At 41.3% G+C, this 18,124-nt stretch carries 20 protein-coding genes and 1 riboswitch; of the genes, 2 read left to right on the top strand and 18 right to left on the bottom strand.

The window, feature by feature from the left end; translation table 11 throughout:
• Nucleotides 1–5: 5 nt before the first annotated feature.
• From ribD to yaaA, 7 genes are all read right to left on the bottom strand, one after another.
• Nucleotides 6–1,130, bottom strand: a complete 1,125-nt coding sequence (gene ribD / locus AAEU30_RS18235; protein ID WP_421961763.1) for a bifunctional diaminohydroxyphosphoribosylaminopyrimidine deaminase/5-amino-6-(5-phosphoribosylamino)uracil reductase RibD — start codon at nt 1,128–1,130, stop codon at nt 6–8.
• A gap of 1 nt (nt 1,131) precedes the next feature.
• Nucleotides 1,132–1,581, bottom strand: a complete 450-nt coding sequence (gene nrdR / locus AAEU30_RS18240) for a transcriptional regulator NrdR (RefSeq protein ID WP_054552576.1) — start codon at nt 1,579–1,581, stop codon at nt 1,132–1,134.
• 116 nt (nt 1,582–1,697) lie between these two features.
• Entirely contained in the window at nt 1,698–2,954 is a 1,257-nt protein-coding gene (glyA, locus tag AAEU30_RS18245; RefSeq protein WP_421961764.1) for a serine hydroxymethyltransferase, read from the bottom strand.
• A gap of 731 nt (nt 2,955–3,685) precedes the next feature.
• Complete coding sequence (nagP, locus tag AAEU30_RS18250; RefSeq protein WP_421961765.1) at nt 3,686–4,987, bottom strand: N-acetylglucosamine MFS transporter NagP; 1,302 nt, start codon at nt 4,985–4,987, stop codon at nt 3,686–3,688.
• A gap of 298 nt (nt 4,988–5,285) precedes the next feature.
• A complete protein-coding gene (locus AAEU30_RS18255; protein WP_421961766.1) occupies nt 5,286–5,486 on the bottom strand; it encodes a DUF1289 domain-containing protein in 201 nt (66 codons plus the stop codon).
• 164 nt (nt 5,487–5,650) lie between these two features.
• On the bottom strand, nt 5,651–6,562 hold the full coding sequence (locus AAEU30_RS18260; RefSeq protein ID WP_421961767.1) for a mechanosensitive ion channel family protein: 912 nt from the start codon (nt 6,560–6,562) through the stop codon (nt 5,651–5,653).
• Nucleotides 6,563–6,667: 105 nt separating this feature from the next.
• The gene (gene yaaA, locus AAEU30_RS18265; protein ID WP_421961768.1) at nt 6,668–7,447 is read right to left on the bottom strand and encodes a peroxide stress protein YaaA; all 780 of its coding nucleotides are present in this window, start codon (nt 7,445–7,447) and stop codon (nt 6,668–6,670) included.
• Nucleotides 7,448–7,670: 223 nt separating this feature from the next.
• Between yaaA and tal the strand changes: the two genes are divergently transcribed.
• Both tal and AAEU30_RS18275 read left to right on the top strand, forming a co-directional pair.
• Complete coding sequence (tal, locus tag AAEU30_RS18270; protein ID WP_421961769.1) at nt 7,671–8,621, top strand: transaldolase; 951 nt, start codon at nt 7,671–7,673, stop codon at nt 8,619–8,621.
• A gap of 201 nt (nt 8,622–8,822) precedes the next feature.
• A complete protein-coding gene (locus tag AAEU30_RS18275; protein ID WP_421961770.1) occupies nt 8,823–9,011 on the top strand; it encodes a DUF3545 family protein in 189 nt (62 codons plus the stop codon).
• A gap of 70 nt (nt 9,012–9,081) precedes the next feature.
• On the opposite strand, the gene ung is transcribed toward AAEU30_RS18275, so the two are convergent.
• The 11 genes from ung to nqrM form a co-directional block, all read right to left on the bottom strand.
• A complete protein-coding gene (ung, locus tag AAEU30_RS18280) occupies nt 9,082–9,744 on the bottom strand; it encodes a uracil-DNA glycosylase (RefSeq protein WP_421961771.1) in 663 nt (220 codons plus the stop codon).
• On the bottom strand, nt 9,741–10,598 hold the full coding sequence (locus tag AAEU30_RS18285) for a cobalamin-binding protein (protein WP_421961772.1): 858 nt from the start codon (nt 10,596–10,598) through the stop codon (nt 9,741–9,743). The genes ung and AAEU30_RS18285 overlap by 4 nt, the downstream gene beginning before the upstream one ends.
• Complete coding sequence (cobO, locus tag AAEU30_RS18290; RefSeq protein ID WP_421961773.1) at nt 10,598–11,197, bottom strand: cob(I)yrinic acid a,c-diamide adenosyltransferase; 600 nt, start codon at nt 11,195–11,197, stop codon at nt 10,598–10,600. Before cobO ends, AAEU30_RS18285 begins: the two co-directional genes overlap by 1 nt.
• A gap of 11 nt (nt 11,198–11,208) precedes the next feature.
• Entirely contained in the window at nt 11,209–12,684 is a 1,476-nt protein-coding gene (locus tag AAEU30_RS18295; protein ID WP_421961830.1) for a cobyric acid synthase, read from the bottom strand.
• Nucleotides 12,684–13,208 (bottom strand): bifunctional adenosylcobinamide kinase/adenosylcobinamide-phosphate guanylyltransferase, encoded by a 525-nt coding sequence (cobU, locus tag AAEU30_RS18300; protein ID WP_421961774.1) that lies wholly within the window; start codon nt 13,206–13,208, stop codon nt 12,684–12,686. The genes AAEU30_RS18295 and cobU overlap by 1 nt, the downstream gene beginning before the upstream one ends.
• A complete protein-coding gene (locus AAEU30_RS18305) occupies nt 13,205–14,008 on the bottom strand; it encodes an adenosylcobinamide-GDP ribazoletransferase (protein WP_421961775.1) in 804 nt (267 codons plus the stop codon). The genes cobU and AAEU30_RS18305 overlap by 4 nt, the downstream gene beginning before the upstream one ends.
• Nucleotides 14,009–14,011: 3 nt before the next feature.
• On the bottom strand, nt 14,012–15,073 hold the full coding sequence (gene cobT, locus AAEU30_RS18310; protein WP_421961776.1) for a nicotinate-nucleotide--dimethylbenzimidazole phosphoribosyltransferase: 1,062 nt from the start codon (nt 15,071–15,073) through the stop codon (nt 14,012–14,014).
• Nucleotides 15,073–16,083: a FecCD family ABC transporter permease gene (locus tag AAEU30_RS18315; protein ID WP_421961777.1), complete on the bottom strand. Its 1,011-nt coding sequence runs from the start codon at nt 16,081–16,083 to the stop codon at nt 15,073–15,075. The genes cobT and AAEU30_RS18315 overlap by 1 nt, the downstream gene beginning before the upstream one ends.
• A complete protein-coding gene (locus tag AAEU30_RS18320) occupies nt 16,067–16,888 on the bottom strand; it encodes an ABC transporter ATP-binding protein (RefSeq protein WP_421961778.1) in 822 nt (273 codons plus the stop codon). The genes AAEU30_RS18315 and AAEU30_RS18320 overlap by 17 nt, the downstream gene beginning before the upstream one ends.
• Before the next feature lie 91 nt (nt 16,889–16,979).
• Nucleotides 16,980–17,100, bottom strand: a riboswitch (cobalamin riboswitch).
• Nucleotides 17,101–17,132: 32 nt separating this feature from the next.
• On the bottom strand, nt 17,133–17,750 hold the full coding sequence (locus AAEU30_RS18325) for a histidine phosphatase family protein (RefSeq protein ID WP_421961779.1): 618 nt from the start codon (nt 17,748–17,750) through the stop codon (nt 17,133–17,135).
• Nucleotides 17,751–17,838: 88 nt separating this feature from the next.
• Nucleotides 17,839–18,051 carry a (Na+)-NQR maturation NqrM gene (nqrM, locus tag AAEU30_RS18330; protein WP_135473143.1) on the bottom strand — a complete coding sequence of 71 codons (213 nt, stop codon included), beginning with the start codon at nt 18,049–18,051 and terminating at the stop codon, nt 17,839–17,841.
• Nucleotides 18,052–18,124 lie beyond the last annotated feature (73 nt).

An 18,124-nucleotide genomic window follows, 5' to 3' on the forward strand; every position in this document is an offset into this window, starting at 1 on the left:
ATAAGTTAAGACGATTTCATTGCATTAACACCTGCGGTGATACGAATATCATCTCCCACCAGTGTGCAATCTGTAATAGCGAGGTTAATAGTATCTTGCATACTAGTCAGCGTTGCAAAGTTTAGTAAACTTTTCGCGTCATTTCCTAATAATTTAGGGGCAAGATAAACTACAAACTCATCTATTAAATTTTGCTCAGTCATTGCGCCTGCCAGAGTCGCACCAGCTTCTAACCAAATAGAGTTAATTTGTTGTTGTGCCAGTAACTTTAAAGCAGCTAATAAATCAACTTTTTGTTCTTTCTCTGGCACGACAATATGCTTTACGTAATGCGGCCACTGCTTGGATTTATCAAGCTGTGTGGTTAGAATTATTATGTCACTTTCAATGCTAAATAGAGCAAGCTCTGGTGTTAATCGATTTTGTGAATCAACAATAATTCGAATAGGTTGGCGCAGTGGAAGCTCTGTGGGCAGGTTCTGTGGCAACTCATTTTGACGTACATTTAATTTAGCATCATCAACCAACACTGTATCTGCGCCAGTTAAAATCGCGCAGCTTTGGGCGCGGTATAATTGCACATCGTGACGAGCTTTAGTTGAGGTAATCCATTTGCTTTGACCATTTTGTAATGCCGTTTTACCATCAAGGCTGGCTGCAATTTTACAGGTTACAAATGGAAGCTTATGCTCCATACGCTTTAAAAAACCGCGGTTTAATAGCCGCGCTTGTTGTTCAAGTAACCCTGATGCCACCTCAATTCCTGCATCAGCTAAAATTGCTAACCCCTTTCCTGCTACTTGCGGGTTAGGATCGACCATGGCTGCGATTACTTTACTCACTCCAGCGTTTTTTAAAGCTTCTGCACACGGTGGCGTACGGCCAAAGTGGCTACATGGCTCAAGGGTAACATAGGCGGTAGCGCCTTTTGCCTCCCTCCCTGCCATTGCTAAAGCATTCACTTCAGCATGGCCTTGCCCTGCTAATTGATGAAAGCCTTCACCAACAACATTGCCGTCTTTGACTAAAACACAGCCAACATTCGGGTTCGGGGTTGTAGTGAAGCGACCACGCTTTGCCAGTTCAATAGCGCGGCTCATATAAGAGTGATCTTGCTCTGTAAATTGCATATTAATCGCCCAAACGTGCTATTTCTTCACCAAACTCACGTATATCTTCAAACGAGCGATACACAGAAGCAAAGCGAACATAAGCTACTTTATCGAGTTTTTTTAATGACTCCATAATGCATTCACCGATTAAATGACTTGAGATTTCACGCTCTCCGGTGGCACGTAGCTGTGATTTAATAATATTGACAACTTCATCCACTTGCTCAGTACTAACAGGGCGTTTTTCTAGTGCTCGGTGTAAGCCATTGAGCAGTTTATCTTCATTGAAAGGCTCACGGCTACCATCTTGCTTAATTACTCTTGGCATCACCAGCTCAGCCCCTTCAAAGGTCGTAAAGCGCTCATGACATTCGTTACATTCGCGACGACGTCGTACTTGGTGACCACCGCCAACTAAACGTGAATCTATCACTTTGGTATCTTTTGCGGTGCAAAATGGACAATGCATAGGTGTCTGCTTCCGATTCAAAAAACTAAAAAGGCCGCTTAAGGGCGGCCTTTATAATAACAAAAAACATCGCTCTTGTTATCTAAATTACTGTTTATATACTTAAACTAATTAGATTAAGCGTAAACAGGTAATTTTTTACAGATAGCTTGAACTTTCTCTTTTACTTGCGCTTGTACTGACTCATCGTTGATGTTGTCTAGTACGTCACAAATCCAACCAGCAAGTTCTTTTGACTCAGCTTCTTTAAAGCCACGACGAGTGATTGCAGGTGAACCAATACGTAGGCCTGAAGTAACAAATGGTGAACGCGGATCGTTTGGTACCGAGTTTTTATTTACGGTGATGTTAGCATTACCAAGGGCAGCGTCTGCATCTTTACCAGTGATGTCTTTATCGATTAAATCAAGTAAGAACAAGTGGTTCTCTGTTTTATCAGAAACGATTTTATAGCCGCGCTCTTGCATTACTGCAACCATAGCTTGGGCATTTTTAACAACTTGTGTTTGGTAAACTTTAAACTCAGGTTGTAGTGCTTCTTTAAATGCCACTGCTTTTGCAGCAATGATATGGCATAAAGGACCACCTTGGCCACCAGGGAACACAGCGCTATTAAGCTTTTTGTAGATAGCTTCGTCACCACATGCAGAGATGATCAAACCACCACGTGGGCCTGCTAATGTTTTGTGCGTCGTTGTTGTTACAACGTGAGCATGAGGAACTGGGCTTGGGTAAACACCTGCAGCGATTAAACCTGCAACGTGAGCCATATCTACAAATAAGTAAGCACCTACTTTATCTGCGATCTCACGGAATTTAGCCCAATCAACGATACCAGAGTATGCTGAGAAGCCACCGATAATCATTTTTGGTTTGTGTTCAAGTGCTAACGCTTCAACTTGAGCGTAATCGATTTCGCCAGTCGCTTCATCTAGTCCGTATTGGATTGCATTGTAAAGTTTACCTGAGAAACTTACATGTGAACCATGCGTTAAGTGACCACCATGAGCTAAGCTCATACCTAGTACTGTATCGCCAGCTTCTAAAAGCGCTAAAAAAACAGCTGCGTTTGCTTGTGAACCCGCATGTGGTTGTACGTTTGCGTAATCAGAACCAAATAATTCGTTTGCACGGTCAATAGCCAATTGCTCAACCACGTCAACGTGCTCACAACCACCGTAGTAACGCTTGCCCGGGTAGCCTTCTGCATATTTATTTGTAAGCTGTGATCCCTGCGCTTCTAGTACGCGTGGGCTACAGTAGTTTTCAGAGGCAATTAATTCAATGTGCTCTTCTTGACGTGCAGTTTCTTTATTGATTGCTGCAAATAACTCTGGATCAAAATCCGAAATATTCATGCTACGTTCTAACATGGGGGCTCCTAGGGCAACGTGTATGGTATTTTTTAAAGGCTGAATTATACGCTGAAAACGTCAATTTGCCTATGCTCTTATCTTGAACATATTTAAACAGGGATTGAAATTAATTCACAGTGTTTTTGTAATGATATTTTTTTATAGAAACATAAAAATTACTAATTAACGAAACATTCAGACATTTATAATTTAAATATGTTAATAAATTGCTTTGGCTTCTACTTAAGGTACAATAAATAATTAAGTTACAGTCAAGGATGATGGTACGAAGTATTATGATCGCTAAACCTATATATGAATCAATTCCCTATTTAAGTTTTCTCTTTGGTGCAGGTTGTTTACTAATCGGTAACTCTTTGATTAGCACCTTATTGGGCATTATGATGTTTTTTTATGGTGCTAATATCTGGCGTTTACGCTCAAACGCGCGCCGTGTTGACCATAAAGTAAATCGAATCAGAGTTAAAAAACACTATTACTACTATGAATTCAAACCTTTTATATTACTCACATTTGGTTTATTGATAATACGTTGGGTGCCACATCAAGGGGTAACTATTACAGGAGTAATCATTTGCTTAATTGCGCTATTAATTTTAGCTCTTCGGGTATTAAACAGACGCTCTCGATCTATGGTTTAATTTGCGAGACCAAGAAAAAGCGCGGTTAAAACCGCGCTCTTGGAAGCTAACACTTTCTTAGCTAGCTATATTCTCGCTAACTTAACTCTACTTCCAACTCTTCATTTTATGACCTTTAAACGCATAAAATAAAATAAACAAATAACTGGGGATCATTACCACGTATGCGCCTTGTGGGCCCAGACCTGCAACATTACCTAAACCAATTAGTAATGGTCCTAATGCACCACCAGCAATACCCATAATAAGTAAACCAGAAGCAGTGCCCGTTAAGCGCCCAAGTCCTGCCAGTGCTAAAGGCCAAATTGCTGGCCATACCATAGCATTAGCAAAGCCAAGTAATGCAATACATAAAAGTGGGTCTGGTAATTCAGGTCCGCCGAATGGGACTAATAATAAGTTAGCAATAATAAATGAATCATTACTACCAAATACAACAGCAAGCACGGTAACGATACCTGCAATTCCTGACATAACAAGTGCATTTTGCTGCGACATAAAACGTGGAATAAGGGCTATACCAATGCCATAACCAATTAACATGCAAGCCATAGTATAAGAAGTCATCACTGAGTAATCAGCAATACCTATTTGCAGTGCGTATGAGCCTATTGTATCAGCAGCGATAACTTCTACCGCAACATAAAGAGCAATACCAATCACACCAAATACTAAGTGAGGATGTTGCAGAGCTTGTTTTACTTCACCTTTACCTGAACCTTCTGACTCTTCGAATACTAAATCAGGTAATGGCGCAAACTTAGCAAATAAAGCAAACAATAAGATAAACCCGGCAATAGCTAAATAAGGTAAAATTAAACTGTTAGCCATAGCATCTTTTTGCGCTTGCGATAATTGTTCGCCATCAGCCACAACACCACTCACGACTACAGCTGCAAAAATAACAGGTACAATAACCCCTGCAAATTTGTTTAATAGGCCCATAATACATACGCGTACTGCCGCTGATTTTTCCGAACCCATTTTTACCACATATGGATTTATCGCTGTTTGTAAAATGGTCTGCCCAACACCGATCATTAGCTGAGCAAATAAGAATATTTCAATCATTTGCAGCTTCGCAGCAGGTATATACATCAAAGCAGAGGCTGCCATTACCGCACAACCTATCGCCATCCCACTTTTATAACCCACTCGCTTAATAAGCATCGCTGACGGGATGCCCGCAACCGTTACTGCAATGTAAAATGAAGAGATAATAAACGATGCTTGCAGCGGAGATAACACCAACATTTGTTGTAAAAATGGAGTAATTGCACCATTAAGCCAGGTTATACACCCTAATATAAAGAACATTGATCCTGCCAATGTCATTGGTAGCCAAATACTATGCTTCGTATTTGCTTCACACTCGACGGTTGCTTCCATAGTTTTATCTCACCAGTTTATTTTAATTAATTATTTTAGCCGTACACCTTAAAAACTTTGTAAACCTAAGGTATAGCAATACTAAAACCATATTTATTACATAAAATTAATCATACACCAACAAAAATGACAGCGCTATCATTTTTCAGCTTGATAAATAAACGATAGAAAAATCAGGTTTATAATACAAAGCGATAAAATTTAATTAGAAGAGTTAAAAAATGCAGTTTATAACTTGCAGGCGCTCCCCGAGGAAAAACAGTTCGTTATTCTAAAAAGCATAAATAAAGGTTTAAACTTAGCTCAAACCTTTATTTTTACAGCGCGTTTTACGCACTTTACATGCCGCTATTATTTGTATTTTCTGCTCTGTTGATGCGTTATGCCAGTTCAGTATTTCATCAAGCGTTCTAAAACATCCTATACACGTGTCTTTATCATCTAAACAGCAGCATCTTATACATGGATTGTCAGGCGGTAGGTTTTGAAGGTTATCCATAATTAAACTTCTAACGTTTAATAGCTGCAATAAACCTAGTCTATTTTACTAAGAAATTCACTCTATCAGCGACAAATTGATTGCCGTGGTATGTAAATATGTATGGCCGCTGAGTAAAAAGTACATAAAGCGCATACAAGTGCACTTTATGTACATGGTATTATTTAATCTTCATCATTTCGTTTTTCACTGATCATGGCATCGAGTTTTTCACCCCCTTTTATACCAAAATCAAGCGTGCGAATTGGGAATGGAATACTGATATCAGCTTCAGCTAATGCTTGTTTAACTGCAACAATCGCTTTATGCCTTACAGTCATAAAATCCGCTTCGCCAGGGTACTTTATCCAAAACCAAACCAATAAATTCACGCTGCTATCACCAAACCCTTCAGCGTATACGGCTGTTTCGTCCTGCTTAATAACAAAATCAAACTCATTGATTCTCTTCACAATCACTTCAGCTGCTAGTTCTGGGTCGTCGCCATACGAAATACCTACCGGTACTTCAATACGGCGAATACCTAAGGTACTGTAATTACGTAAAACATTACGAAATAGGATCTTGTTAGGTACTAAGATTAGTTGACCATAAAAATTTTCAATCAATGTATTACGTAAGTTTATAGACTTAACCGTACCAAAGGCATCATCAGTTTTAATCACATCACCAGTTTTAAAGGGTTTTCGAATACCCATTGCGATACCTGCAATGAGGTTTTCAGTCATATCTTGAAATGCAAAACCAATTGCTAAACCTACGATACCAGCACCTGCTAGTAATGAAGTGACAGTGCCTTTGAGCCCCATAAAATCCAAGGCAATAAAGACCCCAACACACAAGACCACCATCTTGAAGATAGAAGCCATTAAATCGGCTATTTGCTTGGAATCTAATGATCTGCGTAAAACCTTACGCACCATGGAACCTAAAAAGCGTGCGAGAATTGAAAATACAATAGCAATTAGCACTGCAACGATAAAGTTAGGGATATGGCTTATAACAATATCAAACCAGCCTCCGAGCTTTTCTTCGATAAGCTTTTCGGCCTCACTAATTGAAGGGATATTTATCATGATTGATCCTGAAAACTATTATTTAATAATCAGGTCATTGCAAAATAAACGCCAAAAATAAAAAACCACGCATTTGCGTGGTTTTAATATATTTCGTAATTAAAACTAATTTTGCTCGTCGCGTAAAAATACAGGCTCAAGTTCTTTAGTTGTGGCTTCTTCACTAAAGTAATAACCATCAACAGTAAACTCTTTGAGCTGACTTAATTGGGTTACTTTATTTTCAATTATATAACGAGCCATTAAGCCGCGTGCTTTTTTGGCGTAAAAGCTAATAATTTTATATTGACCATTTTTACAGTCTTTGAAATGTGGTGTGATGATTTGCGCAGATAAGGTTTTTTTATCAACCGCTTTAAAATACTCATTAGATGCAAGGTTGACTAAGTATTGACTATCTTGCTGAGCTAAAACTGTATTTAACTTCTTGGCAATAATACAGCCCCAAAATTCATATAAGTTTTTACCACGGCTATTATCAAGCTTAGTACCCATTTCAAGACGGTATGCTTGCATTAAATCTAGCGGCTTTAACAGCCCATAAAGGCCCGACAAAATACGTAAGTGGTTTTGTGCGTAGTCAAGTTGCTCAGCTGTTAGTGTGTCTGCCGCTAAACCGCCGTATACATCACCGTTAAAAGCGAGTACTGCTTGTTTAGCATTTTCTTCAGTAAACGGCTGCGCCCATTCACTAAAACGGGCAGCATTGAGCCCCGCTAGCTTATCGCTGATTTTCATTAAGCTACTAATTTGTGCAGGTGTAAGCTCACGGCACACGCTCATCAACTCTTCGCTGTGCTCTAGTAGCTCAGGTTGGCTGAATTTATCTGTGGTTGATTTGCTTTCAAAATCTAAATTTTTTGCAGGTGAAATAACAGTGATCATAGTTAGCTATTGACTTGTAAATTATTTAATGTCAATTTCAACATTAAATGAAACGAAATGCACGTTTTGTTTAGTCCTACCTTACTTTTGCGCGGCAAAATTTGCATTGCGCCTTCGTTCTTTACTGATACGGACATATGACCTATCAAGCGCTGTCACAGTGTTGCAGTATAAGGTAGTTACAGTGGATTTTCTTTTAACTTGCTTGGAATGAGGAAAGCAAATGACTTCAGCTCTACAAAGGCTCAAACAACATTCTTCTATCGTAGCCGACACCGGCGATATTGAGGCGATTAAAAAACACCAACCAGAAGATGCGACGACAAACCCATCTTTACTTCTTAAAGCCAGCGAAATCGAAGCGTATAAGCCTTATTTAGATAAAGCATTTAGCTATGCTAAAGAAACCGAGCAAGATGCCGCCAAACAACTTGAACTCGCTTGCGATTACTTTGCCGTATTACTAGGTAAAGAAATCAGCGAGATTGTACCGGGTTACATCTCTACCGAAGTCGATGCGCGCTTATCATTTGACACCCAAGCAACTATCGATAAAGCCCATACTTTACTTAGTCTGTATGAAAAAGAAGGCGTGAGCAAAGATAAAATCTTAATTAAAATAGCTTCTACATGGGAAGGTATTAAAGCCGCTGAGCAACTAGAAAAAGAAGGTACTAAATGTAATCTTACTTTATTGTTTAGCGATGCCCAAGCACGTGCCTGTGCCGATGCAAACGTATTTTTAATCTCGCCTTTCGTGGGCCGTATTTTAGATTGGCACGTTGCAAACGGTATGGAAAAACCAACTGATCCGCTACAAGATCCAGGTGTTCAATCTGTACGTAGCATTTTTGAGTTTTACAAACGCCATGATTATAAAACCGTGGTTATGGGCGCAAGCTTCCGTAACACTGGCGAAATTATCGCGCTAACAGGCTGTGATAAGCTAACTATTAGCCCTAACCTTTTAGAAGACTTAGGCAACCTTGAAGGCGCGCAAGAATATTTACTAGAAAGTGATATTCCTAAAGAGCCAAAACCAGAGCCACTTACAGAGTCTCAGTTCCGTTGGTTACATAACCAAGATGCTATGGCGACCGAAAAACTGGCTGAAGGTATTCGCTCATTTGCCGATGCCCAGGAGCAATTAGAGGCACGCTTTAAAGCGATGTAACTATTTAAAGATAAATTTAAGATAAGTAAATAAACACTTACTCTATAAAACGCCACTCATGTGGCGTTTTTTATTTTTTCCGCGTATATAATTTAATCTAGCCATCACATTTATGTAACATTAGTGTCACTTTTTTATTCTATTTTAGTTTGGCCTGTGATATAGGTATTTCCGAGGTTCAAAATTCAATAGGAGAAGTTCATGGATAGCCTAGACGATATTTTAGAAATATTAGAAGGTCCTAGCACAATAAAAAAGACCTCTCAGAAGAATAAAAAGAGAAAATGGCGCGAAATCGAAGCTTTAAAAGATAAGCAACGTTTACGCAAAGAACTACAGGAGTTAGACTATTTTGCAGACAACATTGCAATTGATGAGTTAGATTTTTAACTTAACAAGTAATTAAAAAGGCCGCATGCTTAACAGCTAACGGCCTTTTTAATTTTTAACCTCAGGTTACTTACACCTGCCAATTTATAGCGGCCTTGCCTTGTTGCTGAAGTATCTCATTTGCTTTAGAAAAGTGTCGACAGCCGAAAAAGCCACGGTGCGCTGAAAGCGGTGATGGATGCGGGCCATTTAAAACAAAGTGCTTAGTAGCATCGATACCTTTACCTTTCTTTTGCGCATGTGCGCCCCATAAAATGAACACCACGCCAGTTGTGTGATCATTAATATGATTAATCACTTTATCGGTAAATTGCTCCCATCCTAAGTGCTTATGAGAGTGCGGTTGCCCTTGCTCAACGGTCAATACTGTATTTAATAAAAATATCCCCTGCTCAGCCCAGCTTTGCAAGTGACCATGTTGCGGTACTACGAACCCTGAAATATCAGTGGCGAGTTCTTTATACATATTTTTAAGTGATGGCGGCAATTTAGTCACTTCAGGCAGTACTGAAAAACACAAACCATGAGCCTGCCCTTCGCCGTGGTATGGGTCTTGCCCTAAAATAACCACTTTAATACTGCTAAGCTCTGTAGCCTCAAAAGCACTAAATACCTGCTGCTCTGGTGGGTAAACCGCAACCCCTTCACTGCGCCTTTGGGCAACATAAGCAAGCGTATCTTGCATATAGGGTTTGGCACATTCGGCTTGTAAAAATGTTTGCCACTGACTCATTGTACATCCTTCAAAACGGCTCTTGTTTGGTCTATTTTATCACATAGTTCATCTAGCCCATCAAGCATACGGGTAGTGAACCTGTGCAGTAAGTCGGCATTAACTTGGATAAACTGATTATGCTTAACTGCGGGGACTTCAGGCCATTGCTGCCAATCGATAATCGGTTGTTTGGTTTTTGATTTTTCTTCTGGAAGAATAATCACCTCAGGCTTAGCAACGATCACGTTTTCAATACTTATAAGCGGATAGTCGGTTCGGCTATTGGCAAACACATTGCTACCATGGCAAATCTCAATAAGTTGATTGATCCAGGTATTTTTACTGACCGTCATCATCGGCTCTGGCCATAATTGATAAAACACAGCAACACTGGCTTTACCCTGTTGTTTGGCTTTTATAGCGTCTAGTTTTTGCTGAAACTCAGTCGCTGCAAGCTTTGCCGCATCTTCTCGCCCAGTCAACTTACCTAAACGACGCAGCTCCTGTGACACTTTTTCGACTTCATTTGCCTCACTGTATAAAACCTTAACGCCCATACGCTCTATCAAGGCTAAGTCGTCTGATTTACTGCCTGTTTTCCACGCCAGTACCAAGTCAGGTTTAAGCGCTAACAGCTTTTCTATTTGAATACCTTGATGACCACCTAAACGCGGGATCTTATTTGCTGCCTTTGGAAAGTCAGCGTACTCAACGGTCCCCACTATTTGCTCGCCGGCACCAATGGTGTAAAGGTTTTCGACTATATGCGGAGCAAGGGCTACAATTCTCAGTTGTTGCTTATTAGCGTCAGCCAGTAGATTAGCACTGCCCAAGGCGAAACAAACAAATAATGCGAGCCTTAATACCCACATTAGTAATCAAACCCTATTTGCGCTTTTACACCCGCATCAAATGCGTGTTTAACATTACGCACTTCGCTTACTGTATCAGCAAGGTCTGTTAACTTACGGTGCGCGCCACGCCCTGTTACAATTACTGACTGCATCGGCGGACGATTAGCAATGACTTCTAACGCTTCTTCTAAATCAATATAGCCATAAGTGATCATGTAAGTAATTTCATCAAGTAATACAAGGTTAATTGATTCGTCATTTAACATACGCTTTGCATCTTGCCATGTCGCTTGCGCGGCGGCGGTATCTGACTCTTTATTTTGTGTTTCCCACGTAAAACCTGTATTCATAATAGCAAATTCAACGCCCGCACCTTGTAATAAGTTACGCTCACCACAAGGCCATGTGCCTTTTATAAATTGACACACAGCGGCTTTCATACCGTGGCCGACACAGCGAGTTACTGTGCCAAATCCTGAGGTAGATTTACCTTTGCCGTTGCCGGTGATCACCTGAAAAATACCCTTTTCTGTTTGCGCTGCAGCAATGCGCTCATCCACTTTGTCTTTTACTTTTTGTTGGCGCTGTTGGTGTTTGTCGTTATTTGTGTCGCTCATCTACGTGCTCCTTACCAGTTTTGGTAAATTTTAGTAATTTGTGGAATATCTAAATGCTGTTTACACATCTGGGCCAAACGCGTTAGTTGCTGTTCGCGATGTGTGTTTATATCTATATGCTGTTCAATACCGCTGCTTGGTAACACCCAGTCGAGTATCAGTTGGCTTGCTGCACTGCTATCAAACAGGCCATGTAAGTAAGTACCCGCTACATTATTATCATCTGATATAAAACCATCATGAGTCACATTTTGTGGATGTGTAGTAAATTTTAACAAGGGTTGTTCAAGTGCAGGGCCACGGCTTTGACCTGCGTGAATTTCATACCCCGTTACTTGGGCCTCGCTGCCATTTAAATGAATAATAGCCGATGCTTGCGTCAGTACTTTTTCAACGCCTAATTGAGTAGTAAAGTCACCAAGTGCTAATCCTTTACAATGCTGAGTGCTTGACTCAACCCCTACCTGGTCGTAAATATCAGTACCTAACATTTGCAAGCCGCCGCAAATGCCTAGCACTTTACCGCCATAGCGAAGGTGGCGCTTAATTTGATCCTCCCACCCTTCATTTTTTAAAAAGACTAAATCACTGGTCACATTTTTACTGCCAGGAATAATAATTAGATCAACATTGGGAATAGACTGGGTGTAACGCACGTAGTTTATATCTATTTGTGGGTTTAACCGCAGCGCATCAAAATCTGTATGATTACTAATATGCGGCAACAATAACACCGCAATCCTCACTCTGGCCTGCTTTAATGTGTTATCAATTGCAACGGCGTCTTCGGCATCTAAGGCTAGATCATGCAAATAAGGTAATACGCCAAGTACTGGTTTGCCAGTATACTCTTCGAGCCAATCAAGGCCACCTTGAAGTAATGCAATATCACCACGAAAGCGATTGATCACAAAACCTTTTACTCGCGCTTGCTCTGACTCGCTCAGCAATGCCAAGGTGCCCACTAAGTGCGCAAATACCCCACCTTTATCAATATCAGCAATAATAATGACAGGGCAATCCACCGCTTCAGCGTAACCCATATTGGCAATATCGCCGGCACGCAGATTGATTTCTGCGGGGCTCCCAGCGCCTTCTACAACCAATAACTCAAATTCTTTACTTAATCTTTCTTGTGAGGTGAGCACAGCATCCATCGCGACTTTTTTATAGTCGTGGTAAGCGCCCGCTTCCATATTGCTTATCGCTTTTCCGTGAATGATCACTTGGGCGCCAGTATCACTATTAGGCTTAAGTAATACCGGATTAAAGTCTATTCTTGGGGCAACCTTTGCCGCGATTGCTTGTAACGCCTGAGCTCGGCCTATTTCGCCGCCATCTTCAGTTACTGCGCTATTAAGTGCCATGTTTTGTGGCTTAAAAGGCGCAACGCTTACGCCTTGCTCTGCAAACACCCGGCATAAAGCTGCAACCAATGTACTTTTACCGGCATCGGATGTGGTGCCTTGGATCATTATTGTTTTCATCATTCACTACTTTTTAAAGTGAGCGGCAAGCCTGCCATTATAAATTCAACCCGAGCAACCTCTGCAGCAATAGCTTGATGTAGCCAGCCAGACTCATCAACAAAGTCTCGGCTTAATTGTCCAAGTGGCACAATCCCATGTCCAACTTCGTTACTGACAAAAATAACGGGACCAGGGAGCTCACTTAGCACCCTAAGCAATGCCTGTTTTTGCTGCGCCCAGCAGTTATCATCATGACATAAGCAGTTACTTAACCACAGTGTGAGGCAATCAACTAAAATGCAGTTACCAGCTTTGCTATGTTTAAGTAGCGTGTTTGCAAGCGCTATTGGCTCTTCAATTAGCTGCCAATGTGCTGGGCGCTGCTGTTGATGACGATGAATACGTGCTTGCATTTCATCATCATGGCCTTGTGCGGTAGCGATGTATATTACGGGTTTTTCAGTGCTTGCTGCTAATTGCTCTGCAAAGCGGCTTTTGCCACTACGGGCACCACCAAGAATTAAAGTATGTTGTGGTTTCATTGTGCGCTACTCGTCATTATAACGATGAGAGTTATATAAATACTCACCTCACTAAGTTGCTGCGCGGCCCCTAAGCAATCCCCTGTATAACCGCCTAATTGGCGTTTAAACCAATGCATAACCATCAAACGTACGAATACTAAAGTCAGGGTTATGATTACTAATGCCTGCCAAGTGACAAGCTGTAAAATCAACGTAGCGGCAAATAAAAGCGCAGCTGTTAATAATAAAGTGACTAATCCGGTTTTAGATAAGTGCATAGCCAGTGGCTTTACTTTTGCGCTGGCATCTTCGCTCACATAATCCATACTAAAAATGAGACTGGTCGCAACAACACGGCTCAAGCATTGCCCTGCAATGATAGCAAATAACAACACACCACTGTGTTCACTTAATATCACTAAACTTTGATATTTCAGCATCAATATAATAATGAGTGACGCAGCGCCGTATGTACCTAAGCGGCTGTCTTTCATGATGTTTAACTTTTGTGATACCTGCCAGCCACCACCAAAGCCATCCCATACATCGGCCCAGCCATCTTCATGAAAAGCACCCGTCATTAGTAGGCTCAGCGCTAACACTAACAACACACACATTGAAACAGGTAATATAAATTGCAGGCAGTAAAACACCAAAGCATGTACTAAACCAAGCCCTAATCCTACTAACGCAAAGTAGCGGCTGGCTTGATTTAAGTGCTGCGATGTTACCTCAAAACGAAGTGTTACCGGGATGCGGGTTAAAAAACTAACAGCCAATTGTAGCAACTGCCATTGCGTGATACGTGCTTGGGTCATCACTTACACCACATCATCTACAGCGGCGTCGGCAAAACTTGCCATTTGATTATAAAAACCGATCGCACTTTGCAGTAAAGGCAAACTTAATGCAGCGCCAGTCCCTTCGCCCAAGCGCAAAGCTAATTGCAATAATGGTTTAACCTCTAAATGGGCTAACATTTTACTATGGCCTTGCTCATTTGAGTTGTGCGTAAAAATAAAATACGCTTTTACATTGGGATTAATTGCAATCGCGACTAAAGCTGCGGCGGTACAAATAAAACCATCAACCAGTACCACCATTTGCTGTTCAGCAGCGCTAAGCATAGCGCCCACAATATGCACAACTTCAAAGCCACCAAGCGCTGCAAGCAAGCTGATTGGATCATCTAGGTGAGTTTTATGTAACAACAGTGCTTGCTCCACAACCTTTACTTTACGCGCAACCACCTCATCACTTACCCCAGTACCTTTACCCACGCATTCACTGGCAGGGAGTTTAAGCATTGCCGCCATAATAGCGGCTGCACTGGTGGTATTACCTATGCCCATCTCCCCCAAGGCTAGAGTATTACAGCCACTCTTTTTAAGCTCTAATACAAGTTTTTTTGCATTGCTAAACCCTTGTTGTACCTGCTCGGTACTCATAGCCATGTGTTGATTCAACGGCTCGGTGATATCCCCTAAACGACAATCACGAATGTCCGTGTTAGGTACTTTCGTTAAAGTACCGCAATCTGCTATTTCAAGCTGCCAGCCTAGCTGATTGCAAAACACATTAATTGCCGCGCCGCCAGCAGCAAAATTAGCCACCATTTGCGCTGTAACGTCGCTGGGGGCAATTGACACTCCTTGCGCTGCAACACCATGATCGCCAGCAAACACGATTAATGTAGGCTGTTTTATAGCTGGCTGAAAATCTAAAAATGCACTTTGAGTATCAATATATTGACTGAAAATAGTCACCAATTGCAGTGCTAGTGGTTCAAGTAGACCCAGTGCACCAAGCGGCTTAGTTTTGTGATTAATTTTATCGCTTATCAGCGTATCAAATTGCGTGTTCAACGGTTTAACAGAATGCATTATTGATACGCCTTTTTACGAAAACACAGCAAAGATAAAAAGAACACACTACCAATGGCCGAGGTGATCACCCCAATTGGTAGCTCTTGGTTGCTCATCACAATACGCGAGAGCACATCCACCCAGACCATAAATGTACCACCAACGAGTGCTGTCATAGTAAGACCTGTTAAGGTTCCCTGGGATACGAAAAAACGCACTATATGGGGTATCATCAAACCCACAAAACCAATCCCGCCACATAACGCCACCAAGAGCGCTGTAATTAACGAACTTAACACCAGCATTAGCAAACGAAAGCGTTGCACAGGAATACCTAAGGTCGCGGCACTCTCATCACCCAATAACATGGCATTGAGTTGACGTCTAAAACTCATTAATAAAATGATACAACTGAAGATGGCTAAAGCGGGTAACCAAAGTGCTTGCCACTGCGCTCTTGCAAAGCTACCTAAGGTCCAAAATAATATTGCGGTAATCGCTTGAGGGTCACTAAAATAAAGCAGTAAGCTGGTAAATGCGCTGAATAAAAACGACAGTGCAACCCCTGCCAGTAGCATTGTTTCAACCTGAGCTGACGCTCTACGCCCTGCAATAAATACCAATAGGCACATGGTCAGCATACTGCCTACAAATGCAGCCAGCGACATTGAAAACCCAGCACTGATACCAGTGAAGGTAATAAAACACACCACACCAAATGAAGCACCAGATGAAATACCAAATAAATAGGGGTCAGCCAGTGGATTACGGGTCACGGTTTGCAAAATTAGCCCTGCAATTGCAAGTCCTGAGCCTGCTAAAAATGCCAATAACGTACGCGGCAAACGTAGCTGCCAAATTATCCGCTCAATAAACGAATCACTACCTTGGCCAAACCACTGTCCAATTACGCTGTGGTAAACATCAATAAACTTACTAGGGGCAGCACCAAAGCTCAATGCGACGAAGATGCTCAGTACACTTAATACCATAGTTAGCGGTAGTAATAGGTTATTTTTCAGTTGCATGAAGCGCTCCTGATTGATAACCATAAAAATACGTTATATGCGGAATGGATTGCGCTGTACTTTGCGGGTGGCTGGATACTTGAGCACACACGCCAAATACATCGCTTAGCATTTTCTCTGTTATAACCTGCTCTGGTGTGCCCGATGAAACGATTTCACCATGGTCGATAACGAATAACTCATCACACAGGCTGGCTGCTAAATTTAAATCATGAAACGATGCCAACACTGTTACACCGAGTGATTTGGCTAATTCCATTAATTGAATTTGATATTTTACGTCAAGGTGGCTGGTAGGCTCATCCATAATCAAAAGCTGTGGCTTTTGCACTATGGCACGGGCAATTAAAGCACGTTGCTTTTCACCACCGGAGAGCGAATCAAACGCTTGGTTAGCATGCTCTATTAAGCCTACTTGTTTTATCGCTTGGTGAATTAGCTGCTTATCACTTTGTGTGGTGCCACTAAAAAGACGCTTATGCGGAGTAAGCCCAAGACTGACCACATCATACAAAGATAGATTAAATTGTGAGGGTGTTTCTTGCAGAACCACGGCAACTTGCTTAGCAAAATTATCCGCGCTTAATTGCCAAATATCATGTGAACCAAGCAGTACTTGACCACATGTAGGTTTATTAAACCGATAAAGACAACGCAATAAACTCGACTTACCCGCACCATTAGGCCCAAGCAAGCCAATAAACTGGCCTTGCTCAATGCTGATGTTTATTTTTTTTAGAATAGCTGTATTAGCAACAGTCCACGATAAATCGTCGACGGTAAGAAGCGCTGTTGGTGTCTGCAATGTTTATCTCTGCTAGCACGCGAAAACCCAATGCAGTAAACACAAGCAAATGCTTATGAAAAAGATGAGTTTACCCGCTCAGTTATTTAAGTTGATTTAACGTATTTAGTATCTGACTTATCACTAATGTGACTTACAGTTGCGGGAACAGCTGAGGACTTGCACCTCATTCCTAAATACCCCTCTATTATGAGCAGGTGAGTTTATATTTCAATTAATATCTTTCTAGATGGCTAAAAACAGCCTAGAAAACAATTTTAGGCCAAGCTTCACCTTGTTCATCAATGTAAACATCAACACAAATAAGTCCGGCATAAGGGATTGAAAATACATTTTGGCTAATGAGTGACTCACGAGGGAGCTGACATACTATCGCCAACAACTGCTTAATAACACCAGCATGCGTTATGACTAAATGCGCTCCTGTATTGGGTGTGCTGATCATCGCCAATAACCCCTGCCACCAAGTTTCAACTCGGCTATAAAACGCGTTCATGGATTCGCCATTGGGGGGCGTAATTTGCCAAGGGTTTTGCCAAAAGTCTCCGATTGTCGGTGAGCTACTTTGTTGCCAAAGCACTTCATAACTTTGCCCATCCCAATCGCCAAAATCATACTCTGCGATTGCACTGTCAATGTTGAGCGGGAGTTGGCGAGTATTGGCAAGCTGTTGAGCAAATAATTTACAACGCTTTAAAGGAGAGCTTGTTACAGAGGTGATATCACAAAGCCCAGCAACTGCATCTTCTAACTGCTGAACACCTTTTTTGCTCAACTCAAAGTCGCTACGCCCAGCTAATACATTTTGCTGCTCAAGCTCACCGTGACGTAAAAAGTACACTTTAGTTGAAAATGGCTGCATAGCTGACCTACATGGTGAATAGTTAATCTTTTAAAGCCACAAAAAAAGCGCCAAGGTGAAGGGCGCTTTTTACTCACGTCTATCGAGCTTATAAAATTTGGTTTTCTTTCCAAACTTGCTCTTTTGCCATGCGCTTTTTACGTTTGTCACATGGGTCATCACAATCGCAGGCTTTATCAATGCCTACTGAACCTAGGCCACCACAGCTACTAGCCATAGATTTTTTCTGCATTATCATGCCAATGGCCATTGCTGCGACAATTAAAATAAGTAAACCAAAAGTAAGAAGAAAAAGTGACATTGCTTAGCCCCTATTGTTCAGCAATTAAAAAGTGCTTGATGCTAACCATCAAGTTGAGTGCATTATAAACGTA

The sequence above is a fragment of the Pseudoalteromonas mucoides genome, from assembly GCF_049257175.1.
Taxonomy (GTDB): Bacteria; Pseudomonadota; Gammaproteobacteria; order Enterobacterales; family Alteromonadaceae; genus Pseudoalteromonas.